Below are 19,627 nucleotides of genomic sequence, written 5' to 3' on the forward strand. Positions count from 1 at the left end.
ACCTTCCGACGGTTTAATCTTGCGCTTGCCTACGTTCATTATCCGACATGGCTTCTTGCATTCATAGACGAGCGCTTTGACATTTCGTCGGTACTTTTTTGACTTCGACGGCCGTTACGGCAGTTTAATCCGTATCGCATGAACGGCGAGCCGATTCCGAGATTCTCGAAATCGACCCGCCGTTTCCCGTTAGCGAACGGTTACTTTCATGACTTCGCTTTCCGAAGTGCCTGCATCATTGCCGAGTTCGACGCGATATTCGTACGTCCCCTTCGCGCGTCCCGTTAGGCTTGTCGCTGCCGATTGCGCGTTTGGCGTGTGGGCCGAAAGGGTCTGGGAATCGATAAGAACGCCATTCTCGTAAAGCTTGTAAGTCGCGGCGTTCGTCCCCCACCACAGGTTCATCGTCACCTTATAGTCGCCATTCCCGTCCCAGTTGTCGTTAGACAGCGCCGGCTTGCCCGGCGCGGCATCTTTAACCAAGACGGTCAGCGGCGAACATGGGGTCGTACCGTAGCTATTGATTAGCTCGCAAGTATACGTATACGAACCGTTCGCTTTGCCGCCGATTGCCGTTTCGGCCAGTTGAGCCGACGGGGAAAGGGCGGTAAGCGTCCTAGTCTCGATTAACTTACCGTTCTCGTACAATTTGTAGATCGAGCCGTTGAATCCGTACCACATATTCATCGTAATCTTATAGCTGCCGTCCAGAAGTCCCGTGTCATAGCCGTTATCGCTCGACAGGACCGGCTTGCCCGGTACGCCCGTTGTGCCCGGGTCCGAGATCGGCTCGTTGCCTACTGGCGTCAGCGTGTACGTGCCGGCAGGCGCCGAGAATGCCAGCACCCCGCCCTCTTCGCTCACGACGCCCGTACGGTCGGTTTGGCCGGGCATCGAAATTTTCCATTTGCCCGCATGCATATCGGCTATGGTTACCGACATGTCCGCCTGGGAACCGTAGACGGACAGCGTCACCGATTCGTTCAGGCGATGGCCGCTCTTGCTGAACCAGACCGCGCGGTCCGCGATCTGCACGCCCGTCATCAGATCGGCGTCAAGCCGCTGGCTCGGCAGAACCGTCGTTTCCCCGTCGTCCATCACCTGCATGACGTTCAGGAAGTAGTCGGTCTCCGCGCTTGCTGCAGGCGATACTTCCACGCGCCATGCGCCGGCTTCGATCGTGTTTAAGTGGGCTGGCGTAGAAGGAATGCGCGGATAATTCGTTCCGTTCGTTTCGAATTCGTGTCCCGGCCCGCCTACCTTTTCAATGCTCACATTGTCCGCGAGCGGCAGCAGCGTTTCATTCACGAGCTTGCCGGAGTACCCGTTCCCGCTTCTCGTCACGGTCGTGACCGTGCCGTCCACGGTCGGCTCCTCCTCGGTATGCAGCAGCCAGGTCTTCTTGAAGTTCGGGTTGGACGAGACGACCTTGTCGAAGACGACCATCGCTGCGGGATGATCGGCGTCCTTCAGGTTCAGGAACATCATCGAACGATCGAACTGACTGACCTTATCCGAATAGGCCTGCGTCAGATCGCCCTTAATGTAGCTGTATTCAGGGGCGAGCGGGTCCGAGCCTCCGCCGTACGCTTGCCCAGTCACCTTGGCGCGGGCGTAATCCTTGCCCGCCAAATCCTCGAGCGACCAGGCTTCCGCGTAAGCGCCCGAGTCGTTCGCCCATCGTTGACCGCCGTCGTTCGCCAGCGATTGGCCGCGATAGACGGGAGTTTCCGCCGGATCGTAGACGAGCATCGAATTGTGCGCGATCGTACGCTTATAGTAGTTGCGGTCGTAGGCGCTCAAATAAGATTCGGACTTCGCGCCTGCCGCAGGCAAACCTTCGTACATGCCGCTGTCCAGCGCGAGCGAGCCTTGATAATACAGCTGGAAGCTGCCCATATCCAGATGCTGATGGTTGCCGAACCAGTAGCCGCCGATTTTCATCTCCGCGACGACGGAGGAGGAATTTTTGTCGATGGCCGTCGGATCGTCCCAGCCGGTGCGCGCGACCATCGATCCCATCGGAGACCCGAAGTACTTGGTCAACGGCAGCTCGCTCGCCGGGCTGGTCGCTTGGTCCGGCTTGACGAACAGCATTTCCGCCACCGGATCGATCGTCCCCGGCACGTATTCGCCCTCGAACATATCGTGCACGTAAGGGTTGTCGTACAAGTAAGAAGCGAGCATGGCCTCCTTTTCATACTTCCAGGTCTTGTTATCGGGCGTGTAAATATCCTGATAGGAATCGCCGTCGCGGATGAGCTGGCCGTCCGGTCTGCGGGTATAGATCGCGCGCATCAGGACGTCGCCTTGCTTTTCCGAGAAAATATCGGCGGCGCCCATCTTCCGCATGATGAGCTGCGCCCAAAGCTCGGGCTCGTAGCGCCCTTGCATCCCGTAGGAATCGCCCTGGTGATGCATGCCCGACTCATACCAGAAGTTGCGTACGGGCACGTATTGATTCATGAGCAGAACGGCAGCATTGTTGTAAATCTCGTGGCCCGGATCCTCGTCGTAGACGGCGACGCCGGCCGCGAGCAGGTTTTTGAGCAGCTGGTCCTCGCTGTAGTGGCTCTCGACGGCGGGCACGCTCGACGGCGGCGGATAGCCCATTTCCAGATCGGTAGCCAGCGCCTTCATCTTGGCGATGACAAACGACCGTTCTACATCGTCCATTAGATCGTAGCACCAATCGTAGACGATGGCTGCCGCGTTGAGCGTATCGCCGACTTGGTGGTACTGCTCGGCCGGCGTAAAGTCGACGGTGCCGAGGAAGTTTTTGATCATCGACACGGCCCGTTCGCCCTGCGCCTCGTCGCCTTGCACGAGATATCGCAGCGCCGCGGCTTCGATCGCCTGGCGTACGCCCAGAATATAATTCGTCTTCGAATCGCCTTTGATCGGCGGCAGCCAGCCTTCGGGACGGTCTCCCGTCTCCAGATCGAGACGCGTCCAGGTTTGACCGTCCGTCGATACGTCTACGTCGAAGAATGAATTGCGGACGTTGCCTTTGTAGAAAGCCAGCGCGACCGCGTGCACCTCCTGTACGGCGCCCAGATCGTACTTAACCCATTGCCCCGCGCCTTCGGCCGTCCAATACGTATTGAAGTCCCCGTCCAGCGTTTTCGTTCCTCCGTGATCGCTGTCCTGCGCGGCGCTCCAGGTCGTCGACTGTACGGGCAGATTGGCGTATCCGCCGCCCTGCGGGGCGCCGTATAATCTCGCTTCGGTAATGGAGTTCCATGGCGCCGAGGAGCCGCCGTTGTTTCCTTTTCCTACGATCCGGACATATCTCGCCTGCTTCGCCTCGGGCAGCGGATACGTTTCGAGATCCAGCGTCGTGCCGCTGCTAATCGTAAAGGAGGCGTTTCCGCTATTGGCGAGCACGGCATTCCATACCGTTTGCATCGTCGGATCCGTCAGCTTAGCCTGCAGTTGGGGAATATCGGCTTCCCTGACGTACAAACGCGGATGCACGCCTTCCGGCGGCTTGACGACCGTCTCGGCGGTAACCGCGGTCGCCTTCGCCGGCATCGCGATCGTTTCGTCCGTCATGTCGGCTTCGAATACCGCGACAGGCCAGGTCGTCGTCACGTAGCCGGCTTGTTCGGCTTTTAGCCGGTAACGGCCGTCGTATAATTGCGCATCGATCGTAAACGTACCGTCGGCCGCCGTCGTGGCGGTGCCGTATAGCGTGACGAATGCCTCATCGTACAGCCGAACCGTCGCGCCTGCAACCGGTTGACCGGTGCCTGTCTCGACCGCCTTGCCGCCAACTGCGTGCATCGCCGTTTCAGCTTCGACCATTACCAGGTCCGTGCCGGCCATCCCGGCTTCCGATGCGGTCAGCGTCTGAGAGACGGTCGCATATCCCGGCAGCGAAGCTCGGAGTATATAAGTGCCGTCATTGACCGCCTTGGCGAAGGTATAGACGCCGTCCGCACCCGTCGCAGCGCTGTCGAGCGCGTAAATAAAGCCGGTATCGCCCGCGGCGTACACTTTGACGGTTGCGCCCGCCAGCCCTTCGCCGTCCGCATTCCGCACCGTGCCGCTCACGCCGTGCTGCCGCACGAGATTCAATCGGTCGAAGTGAACCGATCCCGTTTTATCCAGCGTTTCCAGCTGGATTTGATTCAAGCTGAGGAGCCCGCTCGTAACGAACGGACGGTCCTTCAAAACGGCGGTATGGTCGTCGACGCGAACGGCCGGCGGCTTGATATAAGTGCTGGGTTCGATCGCATTGCTGGTCATATAGACGTCGTACTTCTTGTCGTCCATATTGATCGCGATCCGAATCGTATACCATTGGTTCGTCGCCAGCGAGCCGTTGCCGTTCGGCAGGTCGGCGTTGCCTGCGCCGCTAATGATCTTGGCGCCGCCATTGTTCAAGATTTTGATTTGCGCGCCGGGCAGCATCGCCCCGCTCGCGTTTTTCCCGAGCAGATTCAAATTAAAGGCAAGCTGATTGCCCGCTCCAGTCGCGTCGGGCGCGTAAAGAAACCGCGTCTCCAGCTCATACCGGCCGCTCGTAAGCGGCTGAATCGGCCGAATCGCGGAGACGCCGGCGGTCGACGCTTGCTGGTCTCGCAGCGTCAAGCTCTTGTTGCCGCTCCCGGGCGTATCTGTAACGGCAGCAAGTCCAAGGCCGCCGACAGCGTAGGCGTCAGGCGTCGATCCGGTCGGATCGCCGTCGAAGGTGTCTTCGATCGGCAGCGGAGAGAATACGCTTTCAGAAACCAGAAGATCGTCGTAATAGCTAGTGCCGGTGTTCGAGTTCCCCGTGGTTAAGTATAAGCTCCAGTTGGCGGCATTTGCCGGCGCTTCGGCGGATACGTTGAAGCTCGTCCAGGCATTCAGCGGCGTGAATACATAGGCGGACGACGGCGTCCCGACGAGCGCGTTCGCATCGTCGTAAAAGCGAAGCTGGACGTTCGTCGCGCCCGAAGCCAAATAGACGGCGCCCGTCACCGAGTAGTAGTGTCCCGCGGCCGCAACTTGCTTGTCGCTCTCCACGGCGATCGTCGTTCCCGCGCTGGCGTCCACGACCTTCAGACTGCCGCTTCCGGATAGCTTCTGCTCCGTACTTGCAGAGACGCCGGTCGTGCCGACGGCCTGCGTCCACCCGGACAGGCCGCTTTCGAAGCCGCCGTTGGCCAGTCCTGCATTCGCAGCCGATGCCGGCTGCGCAGAAGCGGGCAAATACCCCAGACTAAGCGCAACGGCCATGACCAGACTTATGAATCTTTTCATTCTTTCACACCTTTCATCTCCATTTATATTGGTCTGTCCTTAGACCCTTCGTAGTTGTACTCATTATTGAAGCATGCCGCTAAAAATCATAGAGGACTGATTTGACTTTCGAGCGGTATTTTTTTGACCTGGAACGTAAAAAAGCCGACCGCATAAGGTCGGCTTTTTCCTTCAGTTATGAACGATTGGCCCGGCGCTTGTCGTATTTGCGGTACACCCGGATGGATGAGGCGAGCCAGAATCCGCTGGCCAGATAGCCGCCGATCACGTCGCTCGGGTAGTGGACGCCCAAGTAAATCCGGCTGACGCCGATAGCCGACACGAGCGCCGCGCCGGCCGCGATCAGGATCGCTCTTCCCCATCGTGCCGGGATATGCTTCCACAGCAAATACGCCGATACGCCATACAGACTGAACGCCCCCATCGAGTGACCGCTCGGGAAGCTGTAGCCGGCCACCTGAATGATGCGGTGAATATCCGGGCGTTCGCGGTGGAACGCGAGCTTCAGAACCACGTTGAGCAGCTGGGATCCGCCTAGCACGAAAACAAACAGAATCAGCTCCCGCCGGTGCTTCAGCACGAAAAACAAGAACAAAACGATGACGACAGCGATCGCCGTTACAGGAAAGCCAACCCCGATGGCCGTGAAAAACTTCATGACATGCGAAAGCGCCGGAGACTCGAACCCTTGCACGAAGCGAATGATCGACCGGTCGAATACGTTCAAACGATGGAAGCCGACCAACAACGCAACGAGGCCGAACCCCGCGGCGAACAGAATGCTGAGCAGCAAAGCCGCGCTCAGCTTAAGCGTAAACTTCATCGATAAGATCTCCCTCGTCTTTTAACGACTGCTGCGAAGAAAGCTGCGGCGACCGCGGACGACGGCACGGCGACAGCCTGCCAGCCAATGATTAGCATTTCCGATTTCGGCACTACGGCGACGGCCTCCGAAATATAACCGATCGCCGCCGCATTGTCGAACTCCTCTTCGCCTGCGCCTTACGCTAATCTCGACATCTAAACAAGCGGTGAAGCCAAGATTAACATTTATTAAGCGCTCCAGTTAAGACCATTTTAACAACTGGACGCTATGCTGTTCGGGACCAGGACAGGAGTAGGTAAAGGAGATGGAGCAGAATGGGCAAATCGATCTCGGCAATGTTAGAAACGGTTCGTTCGGCAAGCGCCAAAGTCCCGGAAATTACGATTTATTTCTGGATCATCAAGCTGCTGACGACCGGAATGGGCGAGGTGGCTTCCGATTTTTTATTCGAGCGATTAAATCCGCTCGTATCCGCGCCGGTCAGCGTCGCGATCTTTATCGCGGCGATGGTGCTTCAATTCAAAGCGCGCCGGTTCGTGCCTTGGGTGTATTGGCTGGTCGTCGTCATGGTCAGCATCTTCGGAACGATGGCCGCTGACGTCGTGCGCGTCGGACTCGGCATTCCTTACGTCGCATCGACCGTATTTTTTGTAGCGGCCCTCGCGGCGGTCCTCTCGACCTGGTATGCCAAGGAGAAAACCTTGTCCGTGCATCGTATCGTTACGCGCCGCAGAGAAATTTTTTATTGGCTCATGGTGCTGACGACTTTCGCGTTGGGCACGGCGGCCGGCGATATGACGGCATCCTCCTTGCACCTGGGATATTTGACTTCGGGCCTGATGTTCGCTGCCATTCTGGCCATTCCGATTATCGCCTACAAGTGGTTCGGACTAAACGAAATTGCGGCGTTTTGGTTCGCTTACATCATGACCCGTCCGGTCGGCGCCTCCTTTGCGGACTGGCTCTCCGCGGCGCGAGATAGCGGCGGGTTAGGATACGGCAAAGGGGAAGTGAGCCTCGTGTTGACGATTCTGATCGTCATACTCGTGGCGTTTCGAGGAGGGAAGGCGCCTAGCGTCGAGGAATCGGATTCGCGCAGCAGGGTCGCATCATGAAAAAGCGAGACGGCGAACCGTGAATACGGCTCTCCGTCTCGCTTTTTCGTTATTTGGCATAGGGATCGCGCAGCAGGAACCTATTCCGTGTACATGGCCTTCAGCTTGGCGCGTTCCTGCTGCGTAACGCCGAGTCCTTCTTCGATGAACTTGTCGATCGAGCCGTACTTCGCCTTCATTTCGTCGAGCGACGCTTGCAGGAACTCCTTTTGCACGCCCATTAGCGCGGTGACGGCTTCGATGACATTCGTATCCTGTACCTGCGTCTTCAAAGCTTCGATCGACTTTTGATTGTTCGCCGCATTGTAAACGTTAGACAGCAGGTAGTCTTCCATGACCGTCTTCTCGTCGACGCCCAGCGTGAGCAGGATAATCGCGGAGCCCAGACCGGTGCGATCTTTGCCGGCGGTGCAATGCTGCACGAGCGCCAAGTTCTTGGGATCGTTCAGCAGCTCCATCAGCTGGACGTAAAACTTCGGATTGTCGACCATCGACTTGTTGCCTTGAACCATCATCTGAACGGCGCTTTCCTTGTCCTTCATCAAGCCGGAAGCGAGAATCGTGCCGAAATCGGTGTTGCTTCCCGGATTGCCTTCGTCGGTGCGCACATAGTTAACGCCCTTAATGACCGGATCGGGCAGCGACTTCACTTCGGCGTCCGTGCGATAATCGACGTCCGTCGTCAGGCCCATGCTTTGCAGCTTTTTCTGATCGGCGTCCGTCAGGCGGCCGATCGCGTCCGCGCGGAACAGCTTGCCCCATTTGACCGTACGTCCGTCCGTCGTCGAATAGCCGCCCAAGTCGCGGAAGTTGGCCGCCCCCTCCAGGTCGACATGGCGCTCGGATGCCGCGATCGTAGCGCCGTTGCCGGCTTTGATCAAAGAAGTAAATCCGGGCGCCCGGCTTCGGATCCACGGCGACGTGTCCGCCGTAGCGCGTATAAGTAGCGGCAAGCAGCTTGCCGTTTTTCTCGATGTTATCCGGCGAAGCGCTCCAATAAACTTTGGCCGGTCCGAGATCCGCGTTCGTTTTCCAATGAATGACGAGCTGTCCTTTGCCGTTCCGTTCGACGATGGCTTGCGTAAAGTCGCCGCTTTTCTTGGCCTGCGAAGCCGTTGCTTGCGCAGTCGCAGCGAAGCCTGTCGTCGGCGCGGCGATCGCGCCGAGCAAGATCGACAAGGATAAAATAGCGGTCGAAAGCTTGGTTGCTTGCCTCATGATTGAAACCCCTCCAAAGACTGTTGTATACATCATTTCCGGATTAGTATACAAGCGGGTCGTTAACGTTTTGTCAACGACAGTCGAGGGGTGTGTAAATTTAACGACGCTAATCGATCCTTGTGTAAAAACGAACTGCGGGCGATCTGCTTTTCTTGCTTACAGCGGCGAATTACATTCTTGTTATTATCTCCGCTTGCCGGCTTCCTGCGTCCGTTTGCCGTAAGGCCCGGGACTGACCTCCGGCGGCTCGATCAGCACCGGCTCGTCGACAACCCGCGTCTCATGTTGATCGACGATGCCGGCTTGCTCTGTTTTCAAATCGTGCAATTCCTTATCGTTTGGCATATGTTCGCCTCCTTCGGCGTTCGAATAGGACGGTGCTAGGAAAAAGCCGCTTCTACCGCGAGCGGCGATAGCGCGGTCGTCCGATCCAAGAAAATAAACGCGTCGTAACGTTCCGCCAACGCCGTAGGCACGTAGTTGCCCCGTTCGTATTCGGGATGATAAACGACGCCGATCGCACGGTGACCAAGCGGCGACTCGCGCAGTACTTGCTCCGCATCGCCGAGCAGGAGCAACTTGTCGGCAGGCTCGAGCCGGTGAAGCAGCGCTTCGAGGCTTCCGGGCTGTGCCGGAGGAACCTTCATCGCCTCGAGCGGCCGTCCCCATCCGCGGCCCGCGATCACGCGGCCTTCGTACGTACCGAAGCCGATGGCATAAACCTCGGCGCCATGCGTCTCGCGCAGCAGCTGGCCGACGTTCACCATGCCCTCTTCGGCCATATCCGTCGCGCGCGCGTCGCCGACGTGCGTATTGTGCGCCCAGACGATGGACCGCGCCGCCGGCCCGTGATACGCCATGAGCCGCTCAAGCGCCGCGATCATGTGCCGGTCGCGCACGTTCCATGATTCCGCGTCGTGACGGATCATCGTCCGGTAGTAATCCTCAGCGCCTTTCACCGCGAGCGCATTCAGCTCCGCGGCAAGCGCGTCCTCGCGGTCGCCAGAACGCGCGGTCTTCCATTTATCCTGCAGCTTGCGCAGCAGCGCTACCACTTCCGCCTCGCAGCCTTCCCCGTAGAAGTTGGCCGCGATCCCGTACTGCTGCTCCTCCCGCCCGTGCGGCTCGAAGCATTCGAAGGCGCGTTTGGCCGCTTCCAGGTCCGCGCCGTCTTTTTCCCCGAGGTACTTCAGAATCTCGTCCATCGACTCCCACAAGCTGTACAGATCGACGCCGTAAAAACCGACCTTGTCTTCTTCGGCTCTGCCGTCGTTGTATACGCGGAGCCAGTCGGCGAACGCGGCGATCTCGCGATTCGCCCACATCCAGGTCGGCCAGCGAGCAAATTCCCGCAGCGCGTCCGCCGCGATCGAGCCGGCAGAGGCATCGCCTTTTACATAACGGTTGAGGACAAAACAAGAAGGCCAATCGCCCTCGACCGCGATAAACTTAAAACCCTTTTCCATTATGAGCCGCTTAGACAGCTCAGCCCGCTCGACGTAAAACTCCGACGTCCCGTGCGAGGCTTCGCCGATTAACACGAATGTGGCTTCGCCCGCCCGATCGACGAGCGCATCCGCTTGAACCGCCCCTTGATAAGGGACCGCAAGCCGCTCCAGCGCTTCAAGCGCCTCGATTTCCTTTTTGCGCATTTCGGTCCCCCGTCGCTTTTAAACGAATGGCATCGCCTATGTTATAATGCTCCTTGTCTTTAAGCCCGATACCCGCGCAAGGAGTGAGACCCGATGCATTCAAATTCGACGGCGCGCACCGACAACGATAACGACAACGAAGCCCGCCTGCTCCGCCGCCGGACCCTCGCGATCCTGCTCGTTTTCGCGGTCGTGACCGCAGCAGGACTGGCCTACGTCAAATGGTGGCCCTATTTTATAAAAGCGACGAACGCGATTCATCATCATACGCTAGGCTCGTCGATCCTCGGCTCCGGCGCCGACGAAGGAGGGGCGTCCGTCTGGCAGGAGGCTTGGCGCTACAGCCTAACCTATTTTAATGCCGTCTGGAAAGCCGCCCTGCTCGGCATGATCGTGTCCTCGATGGTCCAGGCGATGCTGCCTGCGGATTGGCTGAAGCGGGCGCTCGGCGGCATGAACGTCAAGAGCACGCTCATCGGCGGCGCCGCTTCGCTGCCCGGCATGATGTGCTCCTGCTGCGCCGCGCCGATCGCGGCGGGCATGCGCAGGCAGCGCGTGTCCGTCGGCGCCGCGCTGGCGTTCTGGATCGGCAATCCGATGCTGAATCCCGCTACGCTCGTATTCATGGCGGCGGTGCTGCCGTGGAAATTCACCGTGCTTCGGCTCGTTTTCGGCTTGCTCCTGACCTTCGGCGTCAGCTACGCGGCGGGCCGCTTCGCCGATCCGGCCAAGCTCGATGCGCTCGTGCGCGCCCAAACGGAAGCGGCCGGCGAGCTGCGGCCGGCCGATGCCGCCCCGCTATGGCTGCGATGGCCGCGCAGCTTCGCCATCCTGTTCGCGCGCATGGCGCCGATCTACGTAGCCGCCGTCTTTCTGACCGGACTGCTCCAGCAGCTGCTGTTTCCGTCCTGGGCGACCGAAGGCGCGTTCGCCATCGCGCTGTTCGCGATCGTCGGCACGCTTTTCGTCATCCCGACGGCCGCCGAGATTCCGATCGCCCAGTCATTCTTGGCCATCGACAAAGGCATTGCATCGACGTTGCTGATCGCCTTGCCGGCCGTTAGCTTGCCTTCTTTGCTGCTCGTGTCGAGGTCGTTTCCGCGCAAGGCGCTGCTGTTCGTGGCCGTATCGGTCGTCTTGCTCGCCATGGCGAGCGGCTACGTCGGCCGGCTATGGCTATGACCTCGGCGTTTCCTTAAGCGGAATAGGATCGCAGCTTATCCCGCAGCAGCGCGAACGCTTCGCGCAACCGGTCCTCCGGTACGGCCGCGTAGCGGTCGCCGATGCTCACTTCATAGGCGCTGCCGCCATCGTCCAGCGCCTTGACCCAGGCGGTAAAGCCGACGCCTGTCTCCTCGCTTACGCCGGCTAAGATCGACTCCATCGCTTCCTTCGGAATGCCCGCATGGACGTGGAACATATTGGACGCCGGCACGGCCGGGACGGTACGGATCGTATCCGCACACTCGTTGTACATTTTCGCCAGCGCCTTCGCTTCCTCGTAATATTGCGCCATTTTGCCGATCCGCCTGTCGAAGTAATAATCCGAGCTGATCACGTACGGATACAGGCTGATCAGATCCCCGCCGTGCCGCCGCTTCCATATCTTCGAACGCTCGGTCAGCGCCGCATTTCCCGCCAATATCGCGCCGGCGACGCCGCCTAGCCCTTTATAAAACGATACGTAGACGCTGTCGAACAGCGCGCAGATCTCCGCCGCGGACTTCCCATAGTAAGGCAAAATCTCGAACAAGCGCGCGCCGTCCAGATGCAGGCGGACGCCGCGCCCGCGGCAATAGGCCGAAATTTCTTCAAGCTCCGCATAAGGGGGCAGCTGTCCGCCGATCTCTCGCTGAGGCAGCTCGAGCAGCAGACAGGCGACGTCTTCGCCGAGCAGCCGAACGTCATCAAGCCGGATGAGCCGATCGCGATCGGCCAAGAGCACCGTCTCGAGCCGGTGCAGCTCCTTCAAGCCGTCCTCCTCGTGATTCTCGAGATGGCTTAGCGGATGATAAGCGACCTTCCGCTTCCCCGTCTCGTCGCAATGAATCCGCAGCGCGATCTGCTGCGCCATCGTTCCGCTCGGGAAAAAGACGGCTTCCGGCTTGCCCAAATAAGCGGCCATCTTTGCCTGGAATCGCTCGATCGTCTCCCCTTTTCCGTACATGTCGCTGTCTTCGTTTCCGTCCTTGCCCTCGAACGCGTCCAGCAGCACCCGGACGTTCCGCTTGCCGTGGCCGACGACCGGATGCTTGCTGTTTTTGAACGCATCCGCCAGCGTTATGCTGCTTTTCATGTCGATGCCCTCCCCTTTTTCGGTTTTCCCAGTATACCATGCAATTTATCGTTGACACTTCCTCCCAGACTCATGTATGAATAGACTGTAACCAACAATAGCATAGGTGCGGATGATGGCAACGGGAGAGATCGCCCATGAAGGACTTGGAGGCGGCGCCGAAGGAGTAACCCTCTTAGGAGGAGAATCTCTCAGGCAAAAGGACCTTTGCCGGACGCGACTCTGGAGAGCATTCCGCGGCAAGACGCGGGATCACCCACGGGGAAACTTAGCTCCGGTTCCGGATCTAAGGTAACTCTCAGGTACAAAGGACAGAGCGAAAAGAAGACGCAGGCAGCTTCGGCTGGGGGCGCGCTTTCTTTTTGCGGCTGTCCTTTTTTGCGTCCAAGCGAGACCGTTCGAGAACGAGAATTGAATCCAGGAGGCGAAACGAAAACGATGACCGATTTGAAAAGGACCCCGCTTTACCCGGTATATGCCGATCTTCCCGGCGTCCGCTGCATCGACTTCGGGGGCTGGGAGCTTCCCGTGCAATTTTCGGGGATCCAGAAGGAGCATGACGCGGTTCGTCAGCAAGCCGGCCTGTTCGATGTTTCCCACATGGGAGAGTTCCTCATATCGGGCGAACATGCGGAACGCTTCTTGCAGCGAGTGACGACCAACGACGTCTCGAAGCTGGCGGACGGCCAGGCGCAGTACACGCTCATGTGCTACCCGGACGGCGGCGTCGTGGACGACCTGCTCGTCTACCGGATCGCGGCGGATCGATATATGGCCGTCGTGAACGCCTCCAACATCGACAAGGACTTCGAATGGATGCGTTCGCATCTGATTGATGACGTATCGCTCGAGAACGCTTCGGACCGATACGCCCTGCTCGCCCTTCAAGGGCCTCGCGCCGCGGAGATCCTTCAGGCTGCCGGCGCGTCGCCGGACGTACTGGCGCTTTCCGCCTTCCATTTCAAAAAGGATATGCCGCTGGCGGGCGTCGACGCGCTGATCTCCCGGACCGGTTATACGGGCGAGGACGGCTTCGAGATCTATGTCTCCGCCGACCGTGCCGGCGACGTCTGGCAGGCGCTCATGTCAGCCGGAGAACCGCTTGGACTCGTACCCGCCGGACTTGGCGCCCGCGATACGCTTCGCTTCGAAGCGCGCCTGCCGCTGTACGGGCAAGAGCTGTCGGATACGATCACCCCGCTGGAAGCCGGCGTAGGCTTTTTCGTCAAGCTTGACAAGGACGACTTTATTGGCAAGGACGCGTTGGTCGCGCAAAAGGAAGCAGGTTTGCCGCGCAAGCTGGTCGGCATCGAGATGATCGACAGAGGCATCCCCCGCTCTCACTATCCGGTCTTCGCGGGAGATACGCAGATCGGCGAAGTGACGACGGGGACCCAATCCCCGACGCTGAAGCGCAGCCTGGGCCTCGCCCTGGTCGATTCCGCGCACGCCGCCCTCGGCACCGGGCTCGAACTCGAGATTCGCGGCAAGCGGCTGAAGGCCGAAGTGATCAAGACCCCTTTCTATAAGAGACTGCCCAAGGAGTGATACCGTGCCATGCCTAATCTCCATCGATACATCCCGATGACCGAGCAAGACCAGGCCGACATGCTGGCGACGATCGGCGTCTCGTCCGTCGAAGCGCTCTTCCGCGACATACCGGAGGCGATCCGTTACCGCGGCACGCTGCCGATATCCGGCGCGCTCGACGAGTTCTCTTTGCTGGAGCACATGAAGGCGCTCGCGGGCCGCAATGCGGATACCGATCGCTACAAGAGCTTTCTCGGCGCCGGCATTTACGACCATCACCTTCCCGTCGTCATTAACCACATGATCTCCCGTTCCGAGTTCTATACCGCATACACCCCCTATCAGCCGGAAATCAGTCAAGGCGAGCTGCAAGCTATATTCGAGTTTCAATCGTACATCTGCGAGCTGACCGGCATGAAGGTGGCCAACGCCAGCATGTACGACGGCGTCACCGCGCTGTCCGAAGCCGGCGCGCTCGCCGCAGGCGCCACCAAGCGCAAGCAGCTGATCGTCTCCCGCGCCGTCCATCCGGAAGCGCGCGAAGCGCTCCGCACGATGGCCCGCGGGCTTAATCTGGACATCGCCGAGGTCGGCTTCGCGAACGGCGTCACCGATCTCGCCGCGCTCCGCGAAGCCGTCACGGCCGACACGGCCGCCGTGCTCGTCCAGTCGCCGAACTTCTTCGGCGCGGTCGAGGATCTGGCCGCGATCGAGCCGATCGTCCACGGCGTCAAGGGGCTGTTCGTCGTCAGCGCCAATCCGATGGCGCTCGGCCTGCTCGAGACGCCGGGCAAGCTCGGCGCGGACATCTGCGTCGGCGATGCGCAGCCGCTCGGCATCTCGCAATCGCTCGGCGGTCCGACCTGCGGCTTTTTCGCGGTCGCGGAGCCGCTTATGCGCCGGATGCCGGGCCGTATCGTCGGCCAGACGACCGACATCGACGGCAAGCGCGGTTTCGTGCTGACGCTGCAAGCCCGGGAGCAGCATATCCGCCGCGAGAAGGCGACGTCCAATATATGCTCCAACCAGGCGCTGCTCGCCTTGTGCGCTTCCATCTATCTCTCGACGATGGGCAAGCAAGGACTGCTGGACGCGGCGCATCTGAACCTGCAAAAGGCTCATTATGCGGCCGGCGAGCTGGCGAAGCGCGGCTTTGCGCTGCCGTTCGGCGCGCCGTTCTTCAACGAATTCGTCGTGAAGCTGCCGGACGGCGTATCCGTCCATGAGACGAATCTGAAGCTGCTGGACGCCGGCTTCCTCGGCGGCTACGACCTGGGCATCGCGTATCCGGAGCTGAAGGGTCACATGCTGGTCGCCGTCACCGAGAAACGCACGCGTCAAGAAATCGACAGCTTCGCAGGCAAATTGGAGGAGGTGGCCGTATGACCGCATCGGCAAATGCAGGATCGACGGAACAAGCATTGATTTTTGAACTGAGCAAGCCGGGCCGCGTCGCTTATTCGCTGCCGCCTTGCGACGTGCCGGAAGTTCCGGCTTCCGAGCTGATACCGGCCGCCATGCTGCGCGAGACGCCGGCCGCGCTGCCCGAAGTGTACGAGGTCGACGTCGTCCGTCACTACACTGCGCTGTCCCGCCGGAACTTCGGCGTCGACAACGGCTTCTACCCGCTCGGCTCCTGCACGATGAAGTACAACCCGAAAATCAACGAAGACACGGCCCGCTTCGCCGGCTTCGCGAAGATCCATCCTTACCAGCCGGAAGAGAGCATCCAAGGCGCGCTTCAACTGCTCTACACGCTGCAGAACGATCTCGCTGCCCTCACCGGCATGGATCAGGTGACGCTGCAGCCTGCAGCCGGCGCCCACGGCGAATGGACCGGCCTCATGATGATCCGCGCCTACCACGAGAGCCGCGGCGAGCATCGCACGAAGGTCATCGTGCCCGACTCCTCGCATGGCACGAACCCGGCCAGCGCGACGGTGGCCGGGTTCGAGACGGTCACGATCAAGTCCGACGAACGCGGCATGGTCGACTTGAACGCGCTGCGCGCCGCGGTCGGCAGCGACACCGCTGCCCTCATGCTGACCAATCCGAGCACCCTCGGCTTGTTCGAAGAGCAGATCGTCGAGATCGCCGCGATCATCCACGAAGCGGGCGGCTTGCTGTACTACGACGGCGCGAACTCCAACGCCATCATGGGCATCGCCAGGCCGGGCGACATGGGCTTCGACGTCGTGCATCTAAACCTGCACAAGACGATGAGCACGCCGCACGGCGGCGGCGGGCCGGGCGCAGGCCCTGTCGGCGTCAAGCGCAGGCTGATTCCCTTCCTGCCGAAGCCGATCGTCGCACGCCGCGAAGACGGCACGTACTTCTTCGACTACGATCTCCCTCAATCGATCGGACGCGTGAAGGCCTACTATGGCAACTTCGGCATCCTCGTCCGCGCATACACGTACATTCGGACGTATGGGCCGGAAGGCTTGCGCCACGTGTCCGAATGCGCCGTATTGAACGCCAACTACATGATGGCCCGCCTGGCGCCGCACTACGAGATTCCGTATCCGGGCGTTTGCAAGCACGAATTCGTCATGTCGGGCCGCGGCTTGAAGCCCTACGGCGTCCGAACGCTCGACGTCGCCAAGAGACTGCTCGACTTCGGCTATCACCCGCCGACGATCTACTTCCCGCTTAACGTCGAGGAATGCATCATGATCGAGCCGACCGAGACCGAGAGCAAGGAAACGCTGGACGGCTTCATCGATACGATGATCCGGATCGCCGAGGAGGCTCGCACGAATCCCGAGCTCGTCCTGAACGCGCCTTACGACACCGTCGTCCGCCGTCTCGACGAGACGACCGCCGCCCGCAAGCCGGTGCTCAACTGCGCTTGCAGCTGAAGCTGCTAATTGCCGACGCGCAGCCCCTCCTATCGCGGACGGGCTGCGCGTTTGATTTATTTGGCATTGGACCGGGAGATCCCGGCGTTTTATGATGGGGGTTACCACGACTATTTTTAAAATGAACGTACTTTCGAGGAGGCGCATCGCAGTCATGTCGTCGTTAATCGGCTCGCACGTCTCGATGTCCGGTCCCCGCATGCTGCTGCAAGCCAGCGAGGAAGCGGCGTCGTATGGCGCCAATACGTTTTTGATCTACACCGGCGCGCCCCACAATTCCCGCCGCAAGCCGATCGAAGCGCTCAATATCGAACTCGGTACCGCCCATATGCGCGAGCACGGCATCTCGAACATTGTCGTTCACGCGCCGTTTATCATCAACCTGGCCAATACGCTCGCCCTGCGGACGTTCGAATTCGGCATCGAGATGCTCCGCGAAGAACTGGCGCGCACGGAAGCGCTCGGCAGCCGGCAGCTCGTCCTGCATCCCGGATCCCATGTCGGCGCAGGCGCCGAAGCGGGCATCGCTCGCATCGTGGAAGGGCTTAACGAAGTGCTCTCGGAACGACGCGACGTTCAAGTATCGCTCGAGACGATGGCGGGCAAAGGCACGGAATGCGGCAGAAGCTTCGAGGAGCTGGCGCGTATCATCGCAGGCGTCACCCACAACGAGCGCTTGTCCGTCTGCCTCGACACATGCCACGTCCATGACGCGGGCTATGACGTCGCTGCCGACTTCGACGGCGTCCTGGACGCATTCGACCGCATCGTCGGGCTGGATCGGCTCAAGGTGCTGCACATCAACGATTCCAAGCACGAGCGGGGCTCGCGCAAGGACAGGCACGAAAATATCGGGCATGGCTGCATCGGGTTAAAGGCGCTTCGTTATGTCGTCCGGCATCCACAGCTTCAAGGCCTCCCCATGCTGCTCGAGACGCCGTCGATCGGAGCGAAGAAATACGTCAACCCGCCTTACAAGCACGAGATCGCGCTGCTGCGCGGCGAAGTCGACGAACCGGTCTTTAAACCGGCCGCCGTTTCCTAAACGATAAAAAACGGTGAAGCCGCATGCGCTTCACCGTTTTTGCTATGCCTTTACTTCACGACGCTGCTCAAAAATCGCTCGAGCGGCGCCGGATCCGTGATGTTATGATTGCAGACCTCGCTGTCCGCGCACATATAATTGCCGATCGCTTTGTAATAGTCCGGCGATGCGTTCGCAGGCCTGGACTTCGTAAGCGCCGTGAACAGGCCGACCTCCGTCTGCCGGTTGCAGACGAAGCACGTCCCCTTCTTGTTCGTCGGCGTGAACCGTCCTTCGATGCCGACGAGCCGGCCGCCCAGCGGGTACACGATAAACAGCTTGTTCGCAGCGATGTCGGACCAGCCCAGGTAGCTGATCGCCTTCATTTCGATCGCGGCCAGATCCGGAAGCTTCAGCTTCTTGATCTTCGGGAACAGTTTCTTCAGCTGCTGCTCCGTCCCCGGCTCGAACGCGATCCGGTGGCTCTCCAGAGCGGCCAGATACAGCTGGAATTCCGGCGCCGTCCCCAGCTCGGATCCGCGGAGTACGATCTCTAGCGCCGATTCGTTCGCGTCCGGGAAGGCCTCCGTGAGCTTGAACTGCATATTCGAGCGGACCGACTCCACGATCTTCGGATCCGCGACGGTCGCGCAGGCGTGCTGCAGAAGACCGATTTGTTTTTTGATCAGGTTATATTGATGGTTTCTAATGAATGGTTGCATGCTTTCAGCCCCTTAATTAGTATGGTTCGCTAATTAGGTGCAAAGCCCATGAATTAGAAACGATAACGCTGGTACGGGCGATCGGTTAAAGCTGAAAGACCGGCCCCATGCAAAGTATCGCCCTATTCGCAGGCTTTGCATGAGTTAAGCGCATTCCGGCAAAGTGATTTGCCATCAACTAACGCCCCCCTCTCAACTTGCATTATACCGAACGTCGTAGTCCGGGACAAATATTTCTCTGAACTTCCCCGCCCAAGGCTCTTGCATCGGCGGCAGCAGATCGTACAGTTCGTTCGCTTTGTCTTTGTAGAGCGCCTGCACGACCTTGCAGTATTCGATGCAGCCCGAATCCCGCGCATACTGCACGAATTCTTGCTGTCTTTCGATGAACTGCTCGCGCGACAGCGTTCCCGCGTAATATTCGTCCAACGCCGGGAATTCTGCATGGCTGTCTTCGAGCATGAACAAGACGGGCAGCGTACGCTTTTTATGCAAAAGATCGTTTTTATAGTCGAGCCTCAGCACGTCTCTCGCGTCATTTTCGATCTGGGACACGATGCCCCCGCATACGGCCAGCTGGTCCAGCGTCGCCTGTACATCGGGATCAATCCCTTCTATGAGCGAATATCCCATATAGACTGCCAGCTGCATCAAGGCACCGGACTTGTCCGAGACCATGTGAAAATAATCCTCTTCCGTATGTACCATGTCGGTGATGTCCGCCTGCTGCCCTTGAATCGATCGCGCCAGCAGACCGCCGATAGCGCTGCCGATACCGGATCTGCCGCAATGGCCGAGGATCGCGGCGAACATCGCCAGCACAGCATTGAGCGTAATTGCCGGATCGCATGTCATCCAGGGCCTGCCGGGACTATCCCGGTCCTGCAGATCGTCCACGATGTCGAGCAGCAGAATGATCAGCTCCGTCAGCGCCGCATGCCGCTCTAGGTCCGGTGAACGTCCGCCGAGCATCCGGTGCGTACAGCGGGTCATTTCAGCCCAGGACGTCTTTTCCGCGGCTTTCTCGGCGATAAACGTCCGCAGCGTCTCGTTCAGCGTCGCCCCCCGCGCGTACTCGTCCACCATCTGATAGAGTTCTTTCAATATTGTCTCGTCCATGCCCGACTCCC

The 19,627-nt window shown here is 59.6% G+C and carries 14 protein-coding genes and 1 riboswitch; of the genes, 6 read left to right on the forward strand and 8 right to left on the reverse strand.

Annotation, left to right across the window (positions count from 1 at the left end; translation table 11 throughout):
* Positions 1-189: 189 nt before the first annotated feature.
* Entirely contained in the window at positions 190-5,250 is a 5,061-nt protein-coding gene (gene hepB, locus BM235_RS32940) for a heparin/heparin-sulfate lyase HepB (protein ID WP_090112388.1), read from the reverse strand.
* 175 nt (positions 5,251-5,425) lie between these two features.
* Positions 5,426-6,073: a phosphatase PAP2 family protein gene (locus BM235_RS10120; protein WP_090112390.1), complete on the reverse strand. Its 648-nt coding sequence runs from the start codon at positions 6,071-6,073 to the stop codon at positions 5,426-5,428.
* A 317-nt stretch (positions 6,074-6,390) separates the two neighbouring features.
* Between BM235_RS10120 and BM235_RS10125 the strand changes: the two genes are divergently transcribed.
* On the forward strand, positions 6,391-7,191 hold the full coding sequence (locus tag BM235_RS10125) for a COG4705 family protein (protein WP_090112392.1): 801 nt from the start codon (positions 6,391-6,393) through the stop codon (positions 7,189-7,191).
* Between the two features lie 80 nt (positions 7,192-7,271).
* On the opposite strand, the gene BM235_RS10130 is transcribed toward BM235_RS10125, so the two are convergent.
* The 3 genes from BM235_RS10130 to BM235_RS10135 form a co-directional block, all read right to left on the reverse strand.
* A complete protein-coding gene (locus BM235_RS10130) occupies positions 7,272-8,072 on the reverse strand; it encodes a tyrosine-protein phosphatase (RefSeq protein WP_255374303.1) in 801 nt (266 codons plus the stop codon).
* A gap of 523 nt (positions 8,073-8,595) precedes the next feature.
* Positions 8,596-8,757 (reverse strand): hypothetical protein, encoded by a 162-nt coding sequence (locus BM235_RS32010; protein WP_158543752.1) that lies wholly within the window; start codon positions 8,755-8,757, stop codon positions 8,596-8,598.
* Between the two features lie 35 nt (positions 8,758-8,792).
* The gene (locus tag BM235_RS10135; RefSeq protein ID WP_090112394.1) at positions 8,793-10,064 is read right to left on the reverse strand and encodes an erythromycin esterase family protein; all 1,272 of its coding nucleotides are present in this window, start codon (positions 10,062-10,064) and stop codon (positions 8,793-8,795) included.
* Positions 10,065-10,157: 93 nt separating this feature from the next.
* Between BM235_RS10135 and BM235_RS10140 the strand changes: the two genes are divergently transcribed.
* The gene (locus BM235_RS10140) at positions 10,158-11,246 is read left to right on the forward strand and encodes a permease (protein WP_090112396.1); all 1,089 of its coding nucleotides are present in this window, start codon (positions 10,158-10,160) and stop codon (positions 11,244-11,246) included.
* Positions 11,247-11,259: 13 nt separating this feature from the next.
* Here the strand turns inward: BM235_RS10140 and BM235_RS10145 are convergent, their stop codons facing one another.
* Positions 11,260-12,360, reverse strand: a complete 1,101-nt coding sequence (locus BM235_RS10145) for a threonine aldolase family protein (protein WP_090112398.1) — start codon at positions 12,358-12,360, stop codon at positions 11,260-11,262.
* Positions 12,361-12,472: 112 nt separating this feature from the next.
* Positions 12,473-12,577: riboswitch (glycine riboswitch) on the forward strand.
* A gap of 221 nt (positions 12,578-12,798) precedes the next feature.
* On the opposite strand from BM235_RS10145, the gene gcvT reads away from it, so the two are divergent.
* From gcvT to BM235_RS10165, 4 genes are all read left to right on the forward strand, one after another.
* Complete coding sequence (gene gcvT / locus BM235_RS10150; RefSeq protein ID WP_090112400.1) at positions 12,799-13,908, forward strand: glycine cleavage system aminomethyltransferase GcvT; 1,110 nt, start codon at positions 12,799-12,801, stop codon at positions 13,906-13,908.
* Positions 13,909-13,917: 9 nt separating this feature from the next.
* Complete coding sequence (gene gcvPA, locus BM235_RS10155; RefSeq protein ID WP_090112403.1) at positions 13,918-15,276, forward strand: aminomethyl-transferring glycine dehydrogenase subunit GcvPA; 1,359 nt, start codon at positions 13,918-13,920, stop codon at positions 15,274-15,276.
* On the forward strand, positions 15,273-16,751 hold the full coding sequence (gene gcvPB / locus BM235_RS10160; RefSeq protein ID WP_090112405.1) for an aminomethyl-transferring glycine dehydrogenase subunit GcvPB: 1,479 nt from the start codon (positions 15,273-15,275) through the stop codon (positions 16,749-16,751). Before gcvPA ends, gcvPB begins: the two co-directional genes overlap by 4 nt.
* Positions 16,752-16,905: 154 nt before the next feature.
* On the forward strand, positions 16,906-17,796 hold the full coding sequence (locus BM235_RS10165; RefSeq protein WP_090112406.1) for a deoxyribonuclease IV: 891 nt from the start codon (positions 16,906-16,908) through the stop codon (positions 17,794-17,796).
* Between the two features lie 50 nt (positions 17,797-17,846).
* Here the strand turns inward: BM235_RS10165 and BM235_RS10170 are convergent, their stop codons facing one another.
* Together BM235_RS10170 and BM235_RS10175 are read right to left on the reverse strand one after the other, a co-directional pair.
* Entirely contained in the window at positions 17,847-18,497 is a 651-nt protein-coding gene (locus BM235_RS10170) for a FusB/FusC family EF-G-binding protein (RefSeq protein WP_090112408.1), read from the reverse strand.
* A gap of 192 nt (positions 18,498-18,689) precedes the next feature.
* A complete protein-coding gene (locus BM235_RS10175; protein WP_090112409.1) occupies positions 18,690-19,616 on the reverse strand; it encodes a polyprenyl synthetase family protein in 927 nt (308 codons plus the stop codon).
* Positions 19,617-19,627 lie beyond the last annotated feature (11 nt).

This window comes from Cohnella sp. OV330 (assembly GCF_900112065.1).
GTDB lineage: Bacteria > Bacillota > Bacilli > Paenibacillales > Paenibacillaceae > Cohnella.